General features: G+C 72.3%; 18 protein-coding genes. 9 read left to right on the plus strand and 9 right to left on the minus strand.

Annotation, left to right across the window (positions count from 1 at the left end; all coding sequences use genetic code 11):
* Positions 1 to 2: 2 nt before the first annotated feature.
* Entirely contained in the window at positions 3 to 755 is a 753-nt protein-coding gene (locus tag CV755_RS07835; RefSeq protein ID WP_109279444.1) for a cobalt-precorrin-6A reductase, read from the minus strand.
* 38 nt (positions 756 to 793) lie between these two features.
* Here CV755_RS07835 and CV755_RS07840 point away from each other — a divergent pair, with 38 nt between their 5' ends.
* Complete coding sequence (locus CV755_RS07840) at positions 794 to 1,906, plus strand: cobalt-precorrin-5B (C(1))-methyltransferase (RefSeq protein WP_241561040.1); 1,113 nt, start codon at positions 794 to 796, stop codon at positions 1,904 to 1,906.
* A 23-nt stretch (positions 1,907 to 1,929) separates the two neighbouring features.
* On the opposite strand, the gene CV755_RS07845 is transcribed toward CV755_RS07840, so the two are convergent.
* Positions 1,930 to 2,289, minus strand: a complete 360-nt coding sequence (locus CV755_RS07845; protein ID WP_109279446.1) for a winged helix-turn-helix transcriptional regulator — start codon at positions 2,287 to 2,289, stop codon at positions 1,930 to 1,932.
* Between the two features lie 96 nt (positions 2,290 to 2,385).
* Between CV755_RS07845 and CV755_RS07850 the strand changes: the two genes are divergently transcribed.
* A complete protein-coding gene (locus CV755_RS07850) occupies positions 2,386 to 3,267 on the plus strand; it encodes an NAD(P)-dependent oxidoreductase (protein WP_109279447.1) in 882 nt (293 codons plus the stop codon).
* Positions 3,268 to 3,541: 274 nt separating this feature from the next.
* On the plus strand, positions 3,542 to 3,826 hold the full coding sequence (locus CV755_RS07860; protein WP_109279448.1) for a DUF1876 domain-containing protein: 285 nt from the start codon (positions 3,542 to 3,544) through the stop codon (positions 3,824 to 3,826).
* 8 nt (positions 3,827 to 3,834) lie between these two features.
* Here the strand turns inward: CV755_RS07860 and cobM are convergent, their stop codons facing one another.
* Both cobM and cbiE read right to left on the minus strand, forming a co-directional pair.
* Entirely contained in the window at positions 3,835 to 4,608 is a 774-nt protein-coding gene (cobM, locus tag CV755_RS07865; RefSeq protein WP_109279449.1) for a precorrin-4 C(11)-methyltransferase, read from the minus strand.
* Positions 4,605 to 5,864 carry a precorrin-6y C5,15-methyltransferase (decarboxylating) subunit CbiE gene (cbiE, locus tag CV755_RS07870; protein WP_109279450.1) on the minus strand — a complete coding sequence of 420 codons (1,260 nt, stop codon included), beginning with the start codon at positions 5,862 to 5,864 and terminating at the stop codon, positions 4,605 to 4,607. Before cbiE ends, cobM begins: the two co-directional genes overlap by 4 nt.
* Before the next feature lie 140 nt (positions 5,865 to 6,004).
* Between cbiE and tsaD the strand changes: the two genes are divergently transcribed.
* Positions 6,005 to 7,045, plus strand: a complete 1,041-nt coding sequence (tsaD, locus tag CV755_RS07875) for a tRNA (adenosine(37)-N6)-threonylcarbamoyltransferase complex transferase subunit TsaD (protein ID WP_422070523.1) — start codon at positions 6,005 to 6,007, stop codon at positions 7,043 to 7,045.
* A 97-nt stretch (positions 7,046 to 7,142) separates the two neighbouring features.
* Here the strand turns inward: tsaD and CV755_RS07880 are convergent, their stop codons facing one another.
* Positions 7,143 to 8,627, minus strand: coding sequence for an SDR family NAD(P)-dependent oxidoreductase (locus tag CV755_RS07880; RefSeq protein WP_109279452.1), 1,485 nt, complete (start codon positions 8,625 to 8,627; stop codon positions 7,143 to 7,145).
* A 283-nt stretch (positions 8,628 to 8,910) separates the two neighbouring features.
* Between CV755_RS07880 and CV755_RS07885 the strand changes: the two genes are divergently transcribed.
* Positions 8,911 to 9,150 carry a chaplin gene (locus tag CV755_RS07885; RefSeq protein WP_109279453.1) on the plus strand — a complete coding sequence of 80 codons (240 nt, stop codon included), beginning with the start codon at positions 8,911 to 8,913 and terminating at the stop codon, positions 9,148 to 9,150.
* Positions 9,151 to 9,209: 59 nt separating this feature from the next.
* Here CV755_RS07885 and CV755_RS07890 read toward each other — a convergent pair whose 3' ends face one another.
* Positions 9,210 to 9,449, minus strand: coding sequence for a hypothetical protein (locus CV755_RS07890; RefSeq protein WP_109279454.1), 240 nt, complete (start codon positions 9,447 to 9,449; stop codon positions 9,210 to 9,212).
* Positions 9,450 to 9,502: 53 nt separating this feature from the next.
* Positions 9,503 to 10,285, minus strand: coding sequence for a sigma-70 family RNA polymerase sigma factor (locus CV755_RS07895; RefSeq protein ID WP_109279455.1), 783 nt, complete (start codon positions 10,283 to 10,285; stop codon positions 9,503 to 9,505).
* Positions 10,286 to 10,516: 231 nt separating this feature from the next.
* Here CV755_RS07895 and CV755_RS07900 point away from each other — a divergent pair, with 231 nt between their 5' ends.
* From CV755_RS07900 to CV755_RS07915, 4 genes are all read left to right on the plus strand, one after another.
* Positions 10,517 to 11,467 (plus strand): ribokinase, encoded by a 951-nt coding sequence (locus CV755_RS07900; RefSeq protein ID WP_241561042.1) that lies wholly within the window; start codon positions 10,517 to 10,519, stop codon positions 11,465 to 11,467.
* 43 nt (positions 11,468 to 11,510) lie between these two features.
* Positions 11,511 to 12,488: an Lrp/AsnC family transcriptional regulator gene (locus CV755_RS07905; RefSeq protein WP_109279456.1), complete on the plus strand. Its 978-nt coding sequence runs from the start codon at positions 11,511 to 11,513 to the stop codon at positions 12,486 to 12,488.
* A 157-nt stretch (positions 12,489 to 12,645) separates the two neighbouring features.
* Entirely contained in the window at positions 12,646 to 14,025 is a 1,380-nt protein-coding gene (locus CV755_RS07910) for an MFS transporter (protein ID WP_109279457.1), read from the plus strand.
* A complete protein-coding gene (locus tag CV755_RS07915; protein ID WP_109279458.1) occupies positions 14,022 to 14,762 on the plus strand; it encodes an alpha/beta hydrolase in 741 nt (246 codons plus the stop codon). The genes CV755_RS07910 and CV755_RS07915 overlap by 4 nt, the downstream gene beginning before the upstream one ends.
* Positions 14,763 to 14,775: 13 nt before the next feature.
* Here CV755_RS07915 and panD read toward each other — a convergent pair whose 3' ends face one another.
* A complete protein-coding gene (gene panD / locus CV755_RS07920; protein ID WP_109279459.1) occupies positions 14,776 to 15,192 on the minus strand; it encodes an aspartate 1-decarboxylase in 417 nt (138 codons plus the stop codon).
* Positions 15,193 to 15,638: 446 nt separating this feature from the next.
* A complete protein-coding gene (gene cynR, locus CV755_RS07925; protein ID WP_109279460.1) occupies positions 15,639 to 16,547 on the minus strand; it encodes a transcriptional regulator CynR in 909 nt (302 codons plus the stop codon).
* Between the last annotated feature and the right edge of the window lie 127 nt (positions 16,548 to 16,674).

Genomic DNA, 16,674 nt, shown 5'->3' on the forward strand with positions numbered 1-16,674 from the left:
CGTCAACCCAGCAAACCCCGCACCCACCCCACCGCCTCCCCCACCCCCGAGGCCACCCGCACCCCCTCCGGCACCGGTGGCCGCCGGACGACCACCACCGGGATGCCCGCCTCCCGCGCCGCGGTCAGCTTGGCGGACGTGGCGGCCGCCCCGCTGTCCTTGGTGACCAGCACATCGACCGCATACCGCCGCAGCAGCTCCCGCTCCCCCTCTACCGTGAACGGCCCCCGGTCCAGCAGCACCTCCATCCGCGGCGGCGCGGGCGGCTCCGGCGCGTCCACGGAACGCACCAGGAACCACAGCCCGGACAGATGGGCGAAGGCCCCCAGCCCCATCCGCCCGGTGGTCAGAAAGACCCGGCGCCCCAGCGCGGGCAGCACCTCCGCCGCCTCGGCCAGGGAGGCCACCGGATGCCAGTGGTCGCCCGCACCGGGGACCCACCCTGGGCGGCGCAGAGCCAGCAGGGGAACATGGACGTCGGCGGCCGCCCGGGCCGCGTTGAAACTGATCCTCCCGGCGAAGGGATGCGTGGCGTCGATGAGCGCGCCCACCTGCTCCTGGCGCAGCCAGTCGGCCAGGCCCTCGGGACCGCCGAAGCCCCCGATGCGCACCCGTCCCACCGGCAGCCGCGGCTGTGCCACCCGCCCGGCCAGCGAGCTGGTGACCCGTACCCCCGGTACGGCAGCCAGCTCGGCGGCCAGCCGACGGCCCTCGGTGGTGCCGCCCAGGATCAGGACATGCCGCTCGGCGGTCACTCTCCACAGCCCCTTCGTCGGTTTCCTCGGTGATGAACGTGACTGAGACCAAAACACCGGGCGGCCGCACCGCGCAACTCGCCCGCACCGGGCTGCGGCACGGCTGGACCACCGGCGCCTGCGCCACCGCGGCCGCCACCGCCGCGTACACCGCCCTGCTCACCGGCGAGTTCCCGGACCCGGTGACCATCACCCTGCCCAAGGGCCAGACCCCGGCCTTCGCCCTGGCCGCCGAGGAGAAGGGCGCCGGCCACGCCATGGCCGCCATCGTCAAGGACGCGGGCGACGACCCGGACGTCACCCATGGCGCACTGATCCGCGCCACGGTACGGGCCCTGCCGCCCGGCTCCGGCGTGGTCTTCCGGGCCGGCCCCGGCGTGGGCACCGTCACCCGCCCCGGCCTTCCCCTGCCCGTCGGCGAACCGGCCATCAACCCGGTCCCCCGCCGGATGATGCGCGAGCACCTCGCCGAGGTGGCCGCCCGCCATGGCGCCACCGGCGATGTGGAACTGGAAATCTCGGTGGACCACGGCGAGGAGATCGCCCGCTCCACCTGGAACCCCCGCCTGGGCATCCTGGGCGGCATCTCCATCCTGGGCACCACCGGCATCGTGGTCCCCTACTCCTGCTCCGCCTGGATCGACAGCATCCGCCGCGGCATCGATGTGGCCCGCGCCGCCGGCCGCACCCATGTCGCCGGCTGTACCGGCTCCACCTCCGAGAAGGTCGCGGTGGCCGTCCACCACCTCCCCGAGGACGCCCTCCTGGACATGGGCGACTTCGCCGGCGCGGTCCTCAAATACCTGCGCCGCCACCCCGTGGACCGCCTCACCATCGCCGGCGGCTTCGCAAAGCTCTCCAAACTCGCCGCCGGTCACCTGGACTTGCACTCCTCCCGCTCCCAGGTGGACAAGAACTTCCTGGCCCAACTGGCCCGTACCGGCGGCGCGGACGAGGCCCTGGCCGCCGAAGTGGCCACCGCCAACACCGGCCTGGACGCCCTCCAGCGCTGCGCCGCCCGCGGCGTCCCCCTGGGCGACCTGGTCGCCGCCACCGCCCGCGACCAGGCCAGGGCAGTACTGCGGGAGGCACCGGTGGCGGTGGACGTCATCTGCATCGACCGGGCGGGGACGATCGTGGGACGGGCTTGAACACCGGACAGGCAGAAAGAGGTTCAGGGCCGGCCCCGCACCAGGCGAGTTGTCGGCCGCTCGCGTCCCCAGGCGGCCAGCGGCTGGAGTGCGTCGTTGAGGCGCATCCCGTCCGCGGTCAGTGAGTACTCGACGCGGGGCGGCACCTCGTCGTAGGAGACGCGGTGCACTACGCCGTCCGCTTCCAGCTCACGCAGGTGAGAGGCCAGCACCTTCTCGGTGACCCCTGGAAGCAATCGGCGCAGCTCGCCGAAGCGACGGTAAGGGTGCTCATGGAGCGCCCAGAGGATCAGCACCTTCCACTTGCCGCCGATCACCTCCATCGCGGCGTCGATCCCGCAGACATGTCCGTCCGGTGCGCCCGGCCGGTTCAGCGTCGTCATGCCCCACCCTTCCGACGTGCTCACTCACCCCGGGGTAACCACCCACAACCAAGTGCGTACTTGATCACCTCCGGCCCTGCGACCAGCCTAATCGGCATGACACAGAGCACTGTTGAGAAAACTTCCGTCACGCTGCTGGGCCTCGGCGCGATGGGCACCGCGCTGGCCCGCACCTGGCTTGCCGCCGGCCACCCACTCACCGTCTGGAACCGCACCCCGGCCCGCGCCGCGGCGCTCGCCGCCGAGGGTGCACGGGTCGCGGACAGCGCCGCTGAGGCGGTCGCGGCGAATACCCTGATCGTCGTTTGCCTGTTGGACGACACCTCGGTCGAAGAGGTGCTGGCCGGCACCGACCTGGCCGACAAGGACGTGGTCAACCTGACCACCAGCACCCCTGCCCAGGCCCGCGCCCGGGCCGAGTGGGCCCGCCGGCGCGGCGCCCGCTACCTGGACGGCGGAATCATGGCTGTCCCCCCGATGATCGGCGTCCCCGAAGCCGGGGGCTATGTCTTCTACAGCGGCTCGCGCGAGCTGTTCGAGCAACACCAGGAGACCCTGGCCGTCCCAGTCGGCACCACCTACGTCGGCGAGGACACGGGCTTCGCGGCCCTGCACGACGTGGCCCTGCTCAGCGCCATGTACGGGATGTTCGCCGGGGCCGCACACGCCTTCGCCCTGATCCGCAAGGAGGACATCGACCCGGCGTCGCTTGCCCCGCTGCTGGCCGACTGGCTCGTCGCGATGGCCCCGGCAGTTCTCCGGACCGCCGACCATCTGCGAAGCGGCGACTACACCAAGGGCGTCGTCTCCAACCTCGCCATGCAGGTGGCCGGCACGCCGACCTTCCTGAGCACCGCCGAGGAACAGGGTGTCAGCCCGCAACTGCTCAGCCCCTACTTCGAGTTGATGCGCCGCCGCCTGGCCGCGGGCAGCGGCGAGGAGGATCTGACGGGTGTGATCGACCTGCTGGTGCACTGACCGGCCACTTGCAGGGTGATGCCTCGTCCGCCGGGGCAGCTTGAGCCTGGTGCGCGCTGGTCCCCGTCGGCACGGGACCGGTTGGCCAGGGTCCAGCGTGTGAAGTCGTTCCTGGCCGAGGGTGAGACAAGCTGGCAGGGGCGGGGCGATCAGGCGGAGTGGTGCGCCGTGCTGGATCGCCGCCGGGCGGCCCCCCACCCGCCATGCACCCGCCACCCCCCGGACGTAGCCTGGAGCCGAGAGAAGCGGCCACCGCCGTGTGCCGCGTCGCGGCATGCGTCCCGTGTTCGCGGAGGTGATTCCCGTGCAGGTCGCCGGATGGCATGTGGAGATCGAGTTCGACGAGGACGAACACCACGTCCGGGCGGCCGCGCTGCTCCGGCTGCGGGATGGCACGGAGCTGCGGGCCAAGGGGCAGTCCACCCGGAGCCCGAAGGACCCCAATGTGGCAATGATCGGCGAGGAGCTCGCCGGGGCCCGCGCGCTGGCGGACCTGGCGGAGCAGCTGCGGGAGAAGAGCGGCAAGGAGGTCCGGGACCTCCACCCGACCGCCGCCTGAGGGCTGTTTCAGTCCCCGGTCCGGTCCCCGGCCGCGCAGTGGTCGCGGTCGCGGGCGGGTGAGTAGAGGTAGCTGTCGGGGAACTGGGCGGCGCCCAGGGTGCGGCCGACGATGATCACCGCGGTGCGTACCACCCCGGCCGCCTTCACCTGCCCGGCGATATCGGCCAGGGTGCCGCGCAGCACCAGTTCGTCCGGGCGGCTGGCCAGGGCCACCACGGCGGCGGGGCAGTCCGCGCCATAGTGCGGCAGCAGTTCGGCGACCACCCGGTCCGTGTAGCGGGCGGCCAGGTGCAGCACCAGCAGGGCGCCGCTGCGGCCCAGAGTGGCCAGGTCCTCGCCGGGTGGCATGGGGGTGGCCTGCTGGGCGACGCGGGTGAGGATGACGGTCTGGCCGACGGTGGGTACGGTCAGTTCGCGGCCGAGCGCGGCCGCTGCGGCGGCGAAGGCGGGGACGCCGGGGACGATCTCATAGGGGATGCCGGCCGCGTCGAGGCGGCGCATCTGCTCGGCGACCGCGCTGAACACCGAGGGGTCCCCGGAGTGCAGCCGGGCCACGTCCTGCCCGGCCTCATGGGCGCGGGTGAACTCGGCGGTGATCTCGTCCAGATTGAGCCGGGCGGTGTCCACCAGCCGTGCGCCGGGCGGGCATTCGGCGAGCAGTTCGGCCGGGACCAGGCTGCCCGCGTAGAGGCAGACCCCGCACCGGGCGAGGAGGCGGGCGCCGCGCAGGGTGATCAGGTCGGCGGCGCCGGGTCCGGCACCGATGAAGTACACCGTCATGGCTGCTGGTTCTCTCCTCGTACCGTTCGCACGGTTCGTGCGGTCTTCTTGGTCACGGACCACTGGGTGACCGGCATGGCCTGCCGCCAGCCGGTGAAGCCGCCCACGGGCGTGGCATGGGCCACCGCGAGGCGGGTGAGTTCGCCGCCGTGCCGGCGGTACCAGTCGGTGAGCAGGGCCTCGGACTCCAGGGTGACGGCGTTGGCGACCAGCCGCCCGCCCGGCGGCAGGGCCTGCCAGCAGGCGTCCAGCGCGCCGGGGGCGGTGAGCCCGCCGCCGATGAACACCGCGTCGGGGACGGGGAGTTGGCCGAGGGCGGCGGGTGCGGCACCGGTGATGACGCGCAGGCCGGGCACGCCCAGGGTGCGGGCGTTACGGGCGATGCGCTCGGCCCGTACCGGGTCGCGTTCGACGCTGATGGCGCGGCAGGAGCGGTGGCTGCGCATCCATTCGATGCCGATGGAGCCGGAGCCGCCACCGATGTCCCAGAGCAGTTCACCGGGGGCCGGGGCGAGCGCGGCCAGGGTCGCGGCCCGGATATGACGCTTGGTCAACTGACCGTCGTGCTCGAAGAATTCGTCCGGCAGGCCGGGGGTGAGGGACAGCCGGGGCGCACCGTCGGCGCGCCAGCACTCCACGGCGATCACATTGAGCGGATCACCGGGCGGATGCGGCCAGTTCTCGGCGGTGCCCTCGGTGCGGCTTTCGTGTTCGGCGCCCAGCCGGGCCAGGACGGTCATCCGGCTGGGGCCGAAGCCGTGCCGGGTCAGCAGACCGGCGGCCTGGGCGGGGGTGTCCGCCCCGGCGCTGAGCAGCAGCAGCCGGCGGCCCGGGTGCAGGGCGGCGGCCAGCGCCTCCAGGGGCCGTCCCACCAGGCTGATCACCTCGGTCTCCTCCAGCGGCCAGGCCAGCCGGGCGCAGGCATAGGAGACGGAGGAGGGGTGCGGCAGCACTCGCAGCCGGCCGGGGCCCAGTTCCTCGGCCAGGGTGCGGCCGATGCCGAAGAACATGGGGTCGCCGCTGGCCAGTACGCATATCCGCCGTCCGGCGTGCCGGGCGAACAGGACGGGGACGGCGGGCCGCAGCGGCGAGGGCCAGGCGACGCGCTCGCCGGGGCAGTCCGCGGGCAGCAGGTCCAGCTGGCGCGGCCCGCCGATGATCACCTCGGCCCGGCGCAGCTCCCGCTGCGAGGCGGGGGCGAGTGAGGGCCAGCCGTCGGCGCCGATGCCTACGACGGTCACGGGCGCATGGCTCACGGGCGTACCTCGGAAAGGGGCGGTGACGGGGACGTCGGAACTCTACTGACCTGCGGTGACGGCCGGGCACCCGGGAGCTTGTTGCATACAATGTGCAATAACCAATGAAAGGCAGGAGGTGCGCCGTGGGGCGTTCGCCGGTGGTGCTGGGCATCGAGTCGTCCTGTGACGAGACCGGCGCGGGGCTGGTGCGGGACGGCAGGCTGCTGGGGCAGGCGGTGGCCTCCAGCATGGACGAGCACGCCCGCTATGGCGGCGTGGTCCCGGAGATCGCGGCGCGGGCCCATGTGCACTCGGTGGCCCCGGTGGTACGGGCCGCCCTGGACGAGGCGGGGCTGTCGATGGGCGATATCGGCGCGGTGGCAGTGACCACCGGTCCGGGCCTGTCCGGCGCCCTCCAGGTGGGGGTGGCGGCGGCGAAGGGGCTCGCCTACTCCCTGGGCGTACCGCTGTACGGGGTGCACCACCTGGCCGGGCATGTGGCCGCCGACACCCTGGAGCACGGGCCGCTGCCCAACCCCTGTGTGGTGCTGATCGTCTCCGGCGGCCATACCTCGCTGCTACTGGTCCGGGACCTGGCGCGCGACCCCATCACACATCTCGGGGACACCCTGGACGACGCGGCCGGTGAGTGCTTCGACAAGGTCGCCCGGGTCTTCGGACTGCCCTATCCGGGCGGACCGGCGGTGGACCGGGCGGCGCGGGAGGGCGATCCGCGGGCGGTGCCGTTCCCGCGGCCGCTGACGGGCCCGCGTGACGATCCCTACGCCTTCTCCTTCTCGGGTCTGAAGACGGCCGCGGCCCGGTGGGCGGAACAACACGGGGCCGCGGGGCGGGAGTTGCCGGTCGCGGACGGCGCGGCTTCCCTCCAGGAGGCGGTGGCGGATGTGCTCACCCGGAAGGCGGTCGCGGCGTGTACGGAGTACGGGGTGGGGACGCTGGTGGTGGTCGGCGGGGTGGCCGCCAACTCCCGTGTCCGCGCGCTGGCTCAGCAGCGCTGCGCGGCGGCGGGGGTGGAACTCCGGGTTCCGCCGCTGCGGTTGTGCACGGACAATGGGGCGATGATCGCCGCGGTGGGCGATCTGCTGGCGCGGGCGGGGGCCGCGCCCGCGCCGCTGAATGTGTCGATCGACCCTTCGGCACCACTGGAGTACGCGGCGCTGTGCCCGGCGGGCACCTGAGGTTGCGTCGCCGGGTGCGCCCCGCGAGGGGCATGGGCGCACACCGCCGCGTGCGCACACCCCGCCCCGGTCGGGCCCGCGGCCCGAACGCAGCCTTCTACCAGTCCGCCCTGCGGTAGTCCTTGAGGAAGCAGCCGTAGAGGTCCTCGCCCGCCTCGCCCCGCACGATCGGGTCGTAGACCCGGGCCGCGCCGTCCACCAGGTCCAGCGGGGCGTGGAAGCCCGCCTCGGCCAGGCGGACCTTGTCCGGGTGCGGGCGTTCGTCCGTGATCCAGCCGGTGTCCACGCTGGTCATGAGGATTCCGTCGGACTCGAACATCTCCTGCGCACTGGTGCGGGTCAGCATGTTCAGCGCGGCCTTGGCCATATTGGTGTGCGGGTGCCCCGCCCCCTTGTAGCCGCGGCTGAACACGCCTTCCATGGCGGAGACGTTGACCACGTACTTACGCTGTGCCGCGGCCGCCGCCATGGCCGGACGCAACCGGTTGACCAGCACAAAGGGCGCGGTGACATTGCACAGCTGGACCTCCAGCAGTTCCACCGGATCGACCTCGCCCACCGTCTGGATCCAGCTGTTGGTCGAGTCCAGGTCGGGCACCAGCCCGCCCGCGTCGATCGCGGTGCCCGCCTCCACCCGGGCCAGGGACGCGGAGCCGCTGGTCAGCGCCAGTTCGGTGAGCGCCTGCGGGGTCAGCTCGTCATGCCGGCTGCCCGCCGGGGCGGGCAGCTCGGGCTGCGCCCCGCTGCCGAAGGCGCCGAACACCTCACAGGAGGGCAGCTCCCCGGCGGGCAGCGGCGCCGACTCGGCGCTGATCAGCTCCCGGTAGGCGGCATTGCTGCGGCGTACCGTCTGGGCCGCGTTGTTGATCAGGATGTCCAGCGGGCCTGCCGCGCTGACCGAGTCGGCCAGCGCCACCACCTGCGCGGGGTCCCGTAGGTCGATACCGACGATCTTCAGCCGGTGCAGCCAGTCCGCACTGTCCTCCATGGCCTTGAACCGGCGGATGGCGTCATTGGGGAAGCGGGTGGTGATGGTGGTGTGCGCCCCGTCCCGCAGCAGCCGCAGCGCGATATACATGCCGATCTTGGCCCGGCCGCCGGTGAGCAGTGCCCGGCGCCCGCTGAGGTCGGCGCGGGCGTCCCGGCGGGCCCGGTTCTCCGCCGCGCAGGGCTGGCAGAGCTGGTGGTAGAAGGCGTCCACCTCGGTGTAGCGGCCCTTGCAGATGTAGCAGGACCGGGGGCGCTCCAGGATGCCGACGATCCGGGAGGTGGCGGTCGCCGCCAGCGGGATGCCGCGGGTCTCGTCGTCGATCCGGTCCGCGGCGCCGGTGGCCGTGGCCTCGGTCACCGCCTTGTCATGGGCGGTCTTGGCGGCCCGGCGCTCCTGGCGCCGGCGCTGCTTGACCATGCGGTAGATGCCGGAGGTGGCCCGCCGCACGGTGATCGCGTCGGGGTGGTCCAGCGGCAGCTCGTCCAGCTCCTGGAGCACGCTCAGGCAGACCGCCATGCGCTCCGGGTCGATGCCCCGCTCCACGCCCGCCTCGTCCGCTGCCCCGCCGCGGCTCTCTTCAGTGACCGTCATCGCCGCTGTCGTTTCCCAGTCCATATATATGTTCGATCAAAGCTTCCCGGGAAGGGTACGTAGCCGAGGGCGGCCGCGCCAAACCCGGCGTCAACGGCGCGAGACCCCAGGACGGCCCATCCGGCGGCCCCGGCGCCCGCATACAACGCTCAAATCCCTTGTATCACATCTGACTTATTGCCCTTAACGGGTTAATTCCTGCTTCGCAGGCCCAATTTGGTGCATTCGCTGATGAAAGCCATGGTCACAATTGACGCTCACCACCCCCTAGAAAGGTTCAAGCATGTCGCGTATCGCCAAGGCAGCCCTTCTGACCGCCGCCGCAGGCGCCGTCGTCACCGGCGCCACCGGCGTCGCTTTCGCCGACGCGGACGCCAACGGTGTGGCCGCCGGCTCACCCGGCGTCCTCTCCGGTGACGTCATCCAGGTGCCGATCCAGATCCCGATCAACCTGTGCGGGAACACCATCGACATCATCGGGCTGCTCAACCCGACCTTCGGCAACACCTGCATCAACACCTGACGGATCACCGCGCAGCGGACCAACTGCCGGATCGCCGACCAGCGCGGGACGGTTCGCAGTCAGCCGCCGGAACCGCCGGCCGCGCAGCCGTGGCGCCCATCGCCTTCCTGATGGGCGCCACTCTCATGCCCGGCCCCGGCCGGTGCGGCGGGTTCCTCCTCGTCCTCACGGCCTGCGGACTCCTCACCGCCCGCGAACTCCTCCCCGCCCGGGAACCGGGAGAGCTTGGCGCCCGGCAGGTCGGGCACCTCGATGACCGGCGGCAGGTCCGGAGTCAGCCCTGAGTGCTGTGCCGTCATGGGACCGTCCTCATCCGTATCGTCCGTATCGGTCCCGCCCCGCGCCGCGCGGCTCAGACCGGCGTCAGCAGCTGGCGGCGCAGCTGAGCGCAGGTGCGGCTGAGGATGCGGGAGATCTGCATCTGGGAGACACCCAGCCGGGCACCGATCTGCTGCTGGGTGAGATTGCCGAAGAAGTGCCAGTACAGGACGGACTTCTCCCGGTCGGGCAGGGCATGCAGCAGCGGCCGGAGCGACTGCCGGTCGATCACCAGGTCCAGCGCCCGGTCGGTACGGCCCAGGGTGTCGGCGAGCGCCAGCTCCCCGGCCGCGTCCACCGGGTGATCCAGGGAGAGGGTGTGGTGCACCCCGTCCGCGTCGATGCCGCGCCGTACCTCCGCCTCGGTCAGCCCGGTCTCCTCGGCCAGCGCCGCGGTGGTGACCCTGGCGCCGCCGCCCTGCTGTTCCAGCCGGGTGCGGGCGGAGCGTACGGCGGCCCGCAGCTCCTGGTCCCGGCGGGGGATGTGCAAGGACCAGACATGGTCCCGGACATGGCGCTTGAGTTCCCCGTTGATGGTGGGGACGGCGAAGGACTCGAAGGCGAAGCCCAGCGCGGGGTCGAACCGGTCCACCGCGCGCACCAGGGCCAGCGCGGCCACCTGGCGCAGATCCGCCGGGCTCTCGCCGCTGGAGCGGTAGCGCAGGCTGATCCGCTCGGCCATCGGCAGCCAGGCGGCGATCAGCTCCTGGCGGAGCCTGCTGCGCTCGGCGCCCTCGGGGAGCTGGACGAGCCGGGCGAAGAGGGCTTCGGTGCCGGACGGTTCACGCTTTCGTTTACGGAGCGCTGTCTCGGCCATCTCAACGGTTCTCCCCTCGCTCGCGCACCAGAGGGGACGGTCCCGCCCTGTGGCGGTGTCCATCACCGCAGGTCGATGCGGCAGTGACAGGGCGGCCGGCGCACCGGCCGTGGTCGTTTCAGCATGCCCCGGCCCATCCCGGGGCGCGACTTGGAGCGGTCGGGTCGTCACCCTGGGCGATGGCGACGGGGGCCGGGGGGCCGGCGTGGGACGGGTTGAGAGGCTGGGGCTATGACCAAGGACATGGCGATGAGCGAGGACGCGGGGGACGCCCGGCGGCGGTACGACGTGCTGGTGGTCGGCTCGGCCAATGCCGACCTGACGGTCCGGGTGGAGCGGCGGCCGGGGCCGGGCGAGACGGTGCTCGGCACGGACCTGGTGGAGTCGGCCGGCGGCAAGGGCGCCAACCAGGCCGCGGCGGCCGCCCGGCTGGGCGCCCGTACCGCCCTGCTGGCCCGCATCGGCGACGATGCCTTCGGCGAACTGCTGCTGGCGGGCCAGCGCGAGGCCGGCGCCGACACCGGGCACATCCTGGTGGAGGCCGGGGCGCGGAGCGGCACCGCGATGATCGTGGTGGGGCCGGACGGGGACAACAGCATCGTGGTCTCCCCCGGCGCCAACGCCCGCCTCAGCCCGGCCGATGTGACCGCGGCGCGCGAGCTCTTCGCCGCCGCCTCGGTGATCTCGCTGCAACTGGAGATCCCGCCGGAGACGGTACGGGCGGCGGCCGCCCAGGCCGGGGAGACCGGCACCCGGGTGGTGCTCAACCCCTCCCCCGCGCCGGACGGACTGGACCCCCGGCTGCTGGCCGCCGCCGACCCGCTGGTGGTCAATGAGCACGAGGCCCGGCAGCTGTCCGGCGCGGCGGACGGTGACCCCGGCACCTGGGCGCGGGCCCTGCGGGCCGCCGGGGCCCGGTCGGTGGTGATCACCCTGGGCCCGGCCGGCGCCCTGGCGCTGGACGGCGCGGACGGGGAGCCGGTGCGCGTTCCGGGGATCGAGGTACGGGCGGTGGACACCACCGGCGCCGGGGACGCCTTCACCGGCGCGCTGGCCGCCCGGCTGGCCCGCGGCGAGCCACTGGCCGAGGCGGTGCGCTTCGCGGTACGGGTCTCCGCCGCCTCGGTGACCCGGGCAGGCGCCCAGCCCTCGTACCCCACTCCCGGCCAACTGCCGCACTGACACCGGCTGGTGACGGTTTCCGCCCCCGTCTAGGCTCGGGCGGGTGGAAACCGTCACCCTGGACGAGCTGGACCGCGCGCTGGTGCATGCGCTGCATATCGACGGGCGGGCGCCGTTCAACCGGATCGCCATCGCGCTGGAGGTCTCCGAGAGCACCGTGGCCCGCCGCTACCGACGGCTGCGCACGGCCGGGGTACTGCGGGTGACCGCCTCGGTCAACCTGGGCCCGCTGGGCTATGTGCCCTGGACCATCCGGCTGCGGTGCACACCGGACGCCTCCGGCGCCATCGCCACCGCCCTGGCCCGCCGGAACGACACCTTCTGGGTGCATCTGCTCTCCGGCGGCACCGAGATCTCCTGTGGCACCCAGACACTCAGAGGCGGCGAGGGCGGTGAGGGTCTGCTGTTGCAGAAGCTCTCCCGGACCAGCCGGGTCAACTCGGTGACGGCCCACTCGCTGTTGCAGAGCTTCACCGATCCCGGCAGCTGGAGCGGGTTCGCCTGCCTCGGCGAGGAGCAGCAGCGGCTGCTGCGTCCCCGGCCCCCGGCACCGGACGAGCGGCGGACGGCCCTGGACGAGGGCGACCGGGCGCTGCTGGAGCTGCTGTCCCTGGACGGCCGGACCGGCCACGCCGAACTGGCCGCCGACACCGGGCTTTCGGAGTCCACCGTCCGGCGGCGGCTGGAGCGGCTGCGCCACCTGGGGGTGCTGTCCTTCCAGGTCGATCTGCCGATGGCGGCACTGGGCTACCACGCCGAGGCCCGGCTGTGGCTGTCGGTGAAGCCCTCCGCGCTGGTGTCGGTGGCCCGGACGCTGGCCGGGCATCGGGAAGTGTCCTTCGTGGCGATCACCACGGGGCCCACAAATGTGATGGCCTCGGTGGTCTGCCGCGACACGGGGGATCTCTATCGCTATCTCACCGAGCGCGTGGCCGCGCTGGACGAGGTGCACACCGTGGAGACCGCCACCGTGGACCGCACGGTCAAACGAACCGGGACCCTGCTGCCCTTCGGAGCCTGATTCCGTCACCATCCGGCGCCTGGTGCCGGAATCAGCCGCCCGTCCCGCCCTGACTGGGCGGGCCGCTCACCGGCCCCGAGCCTGTGGGACGTCTGCCAAAGATCCCCGGATCCCGGATTCCAGATCCCGGATCCCCGGGTTCCCGAAAGGACTTCTCATGCGCAAATGGTGGCCATTGGCGGCGGTCTGCCTGGGGTCGTTCATGCTGATCACGGACACCACGGTGGTGACCGTCGCCCTGCCGGACATGGCGCGGGACCTCAACGCCTCGCTGTCCGGCCTGCAGTGGGTGATGAACATCTACACCCTGGTACTGGCGGCCCTCACCCTCAGCGCGGGCTCACTGGGCGACCTCTTCGGCCGCCGCCGGGTCTATCTGCTCTCCCTCTGCCTGTTCGGCGCCGCGTCCCTGCTCTGTGCCCTGGCGCCCGGCGCCGGGCTGCTGATCGCCGCCCGGGGCCTGCAAGGCGTCGGTGGCTCGGCGGTGTTCGTCACCGGCATGGCCGTGCTGGGCGGGATGTACCAGGACCGGGCCCGGGCCACCGCGCTCGGTGTGTGGTCCGCCGTGGTGGGCGCCGCGGCGGCGGCCGGTCCGGTGCTCGGCGGGCTGCTCACCCAGGCCCTGGGCTGGCAGGCCGTCTTCTATATCAATGTGCCGCTGACCGTGCTGACGGTGGTGCTGACCGCGGTCTCCGTCGAGGAGGCGGGGCAGCGCGAGCGGGCCTCCGTTGACCTGCCCGGCATCCTCTCCTTCGGCCTCTGCTCCGGCGCCCTGACCTTCGCACTGATCAAGGCCGGCGCGGACGGCTGGACGGCGCCGGCCACCCTGGTCCCGGCCGCCCTGTCCGCGTTGGCGCTGCTGGTGTTCCTCGGCGTGGAGCGCCGCCGTGCCCGTCCCATGCTGGACCTCGCGCTCTTCCGCAATGGCTCCTTCCTGGCCGTCATGTTCGGAACCATCACCTCCGCCTGGGCCTTCGCCTGTCTCGTCTACACCTCGCTCTGGCTGCAATCCGCCCTCCGACTGGGGCCCATCCGGGCCGGTTTGGCAATGCTCCCGCTGGCGGCCGCCACCTTCGTCACCTCCACCCTCACCGGCAAGAGGCTGCACGGCACGGCTCCCCGGCTGGTGCTGACGGTGGCCTTCGCGCTCACCGGCGCGGGCTGCGCGGTCAATGGACTGCTGTTGCAGGCGAGTTCGCACTGGACGGCACTGCTGCCCGGCCTGCTGCTGATGGGGACGGGCGTGGGGCTGGGCATGCCCGCCACCACCGCCGCGGCGCTGGCCGCCGTACCCGTCACCCGGGCCGGGATGGCCTCCGGGGCACTGGCCACCTTCCGCCAGCTGGGCCAGGCGCTGGGGGTGGCCGTCCTCGGCCTGTTCTTCGCCGGACGGGCCGGGGCGGCGGGGCTGTCCCGGGTGTACCTGGTGACGGCCGGACTGGTCCTGCTGTCGGCGCTGTTCGCCTTCCGCCGGACCCCCGATCCCGCCAAGTCGCCGCAATCCCGGCCGACTTCGGCTGATAGCGTCCAGGCATGAATCAGCTCAATGTGCACCGGCAAACCACCAGCGTCCCCAACGGCAAGTCCATTGACATCTACCGCCCCGCTGCCCCGTCGGCGCCGCTGCCCACCGTACTGCTGTGGCATGGCATAGGCCCCGACGAGCGGGAGGTGCTGCGACCGCTGGCAACGGCCGTCGCGGCGGCCGGTGTTGTGGTGCTGGTGCCGGACTGGCGCTCCGACGCGCCCGACGGCGGCCGGGCACATCTGCTGGATTCGCTGGCCTTCTGCCGGGAGCGGGCCGAGTCCCTGGGCGGCGACGCGCAACGGATCACCCTGGCCGGCTGGTCGGCCGGGGCCCCGGCCGCGCTGGGGGTCGCCCTCCACCCGGAGGTGGCCGAGGGCTGGCGGCCGGCCGCCGTGGTGGGACTTGCCTCGCGCTACGACCGTCCCGCCCGTACCACCGGGATCCCGCCGCTGGATGACCTGGCGGCGGGGCGCCTGCCGACGCCCGTACCGGTGCGGCTGATCCATGGCACCGGTGATACCGAGATCGGCCCGGAGCACTCACGGACGGCGGCGGCCGCGCTGGCCGCGCATGACTGGCCCGTCCTGCTGGAGGAGATCACGGCCGACCATGCCGGAGTGCTCGCCTCGGAGTACGACCCCGCGCTCGGCCGCTGCCGGCCCAGCGCGGATGCGGAGGTCCAGGCCGCCGGGCGCCTGGCAGCACATTCGCTCGCCCAGGCGGCCGGGGTGGTGTACGGGGCTTGAGATGCCGGTCCGGTCAGCTCTCGACGCGGTCCCCGCGAAGGAGCCCGGACCCCTCCGGCACGGCGGCCGGGTCACTGCCGAGATCCACCACGGCGTTGCGCTCGTCCACAAAGACCACCCGCGGCTCGAAGGTCTTGGCCTCGGCGTCGTCCATGCTCCCGTAGGCGATCACTATCACCAGGTCACCGGGGCTGATCAGACGGGCCGCGGCACCGTTGATCCCGATGACGCCCGAGCCGCGCGGGCCCTCGATGACATAGGTGGAGAGCCGGGCGCCATTGTTGATGTCAACGATGTCCACCTTCTCCCCCGGCAGCAGATCGGCGGCCGCCATCAGGTCCCCGTCGATGGTCAGCGAGCCCACATAGTGCAGGTCGGCCTGGGTCACCGTGGCGCGGTGGATCTTGGACTTCATCATGGTGCGGTACATCGAGGCACTCCCGGAAGGTCGGCTCCCTGCCTGCGTTTGTGCAGGTCAAGGGCAGTTCACCACTCTACAGCCAGTCGCAAGTCCAAGCAGCGTTCCCCGAGTTTTTCGGGACTCATGCTGACCAATCGCTGAGCCTGCGACGACAACGCCAGCCTATGCAACAGCTTCCGCACCCCCGACCACCCGCCTCTGCCGGCACAGAGACTGGGAACACGCGGCACTCGGCCGGCGACCGAGTCATGGATCACCCAGCTCGCCCGCTGCCTTCGCACCGCGCTCCAAGGACGGCGCGACGCCGCAACATGCTTGACGCTTGGCGGTGGCAGCGGCGGCCGTCAACCCGTACCGGGATTTCGGAGCAGCGATGCGCAGATCGCGTATGTACCAGTCGAGCCGTGCCCCGTCCGCGATGCGCAAAGCGCGGAGTGGGCCCCCGCTGGTTCGGGTCACTGAGGTGGGGTGTATCCGCGGGTGTTGACGAGGTTGTGGGTGAGTTGGCTGAAGGCGTGGGTGGCGGCGCTGTGGTAGGCGCCTTCGCGCTTCAGGAGGGTGACAGTGCGGGCGGGCAAGGGCGGGTCGAGGGGGATGGGGGTGAGGTGGGGGTGGTCGTGGGTGATGGCGTCGGGCAGGACGGTGGCCAGGCCGGTGCGCTGGACGATTTCGGTGAGGGCCTGGATGGAGTTGGCTTCGACGGTGATGCGGGGGGCGATGCGGTGGTCGGTGAAGTAGGTGTCGATATGGGTGCGGGTGGCGAAATCGCCGCTGAGGAGCGCCAGTTGCTGGTCTCTCACGGCGCGGGCAGGCAGGGGTGTGTCTGTCGCGGGAGCATGCGGGGTGGCGGCCACAAGGCTGAGGGTTTCGGTGAAGAGGGGGGTCGCTTCGATCCCGGGCAGGTGGGGGGCGGCGAAGGCGATGCCGAGGTCGAGGTCGTCGGCGAGCAGGGCGGCTTCAATGCGGTCCTGGTTCGCCTCGGTCAGGGTCAGGCTGATGCCGGGGTGGCGGGTGTGGAGGTCGGCGGTGAGCGGGCCGACGAGGTAGGCGGTGAAGGTGGGGGTGATACCCAGGCGCAGGTGGCCGCGGGAGAGGTCCTGTACGTCATGGACTGCGCGTTCGGCGGCGGCCAGGTCGCGTAGTGCGCGCCGGGCGTGCTCGGCGTAGACGGTGCCGGCGTCGGTGAGCCGTACGGTGCGGCCAGTGCGGTCCAGCAGTTGCACGCCGAGGGTGCGCTCGAGCTGTTTGATCTGCTGGGACAGGGTGGGCTGGGAGATGTGCAGTTCTTCGGCAGCGCGGGTGAAGTTGCCGTGTTCGGCGACGGCGAGCAGGTAGCGCAGGTGACGCAGTTCCAGGACGGCCATGCGGCAAATTATAGGTGTGGTCAATAAGAATCATGGCTAGCAGCTCGTGGACACTATAGGCACAGGTCACGCATGGTGGATCTCGTCAGCCCCCTGGAGCCTGACGGCTACCGCACCCTGCGGATCC

The sequence above is a fragment of the Streptomyces orinoci genome, assembly GCF_003121295.1.
In the GTDB taxonomy this organism is placed as follows: Bacteria; Actinomycetota; Actinomycetes; order Streptomycetales; family Streptomycetaceae; genus Streptomyces; species Streptomyces orinoci.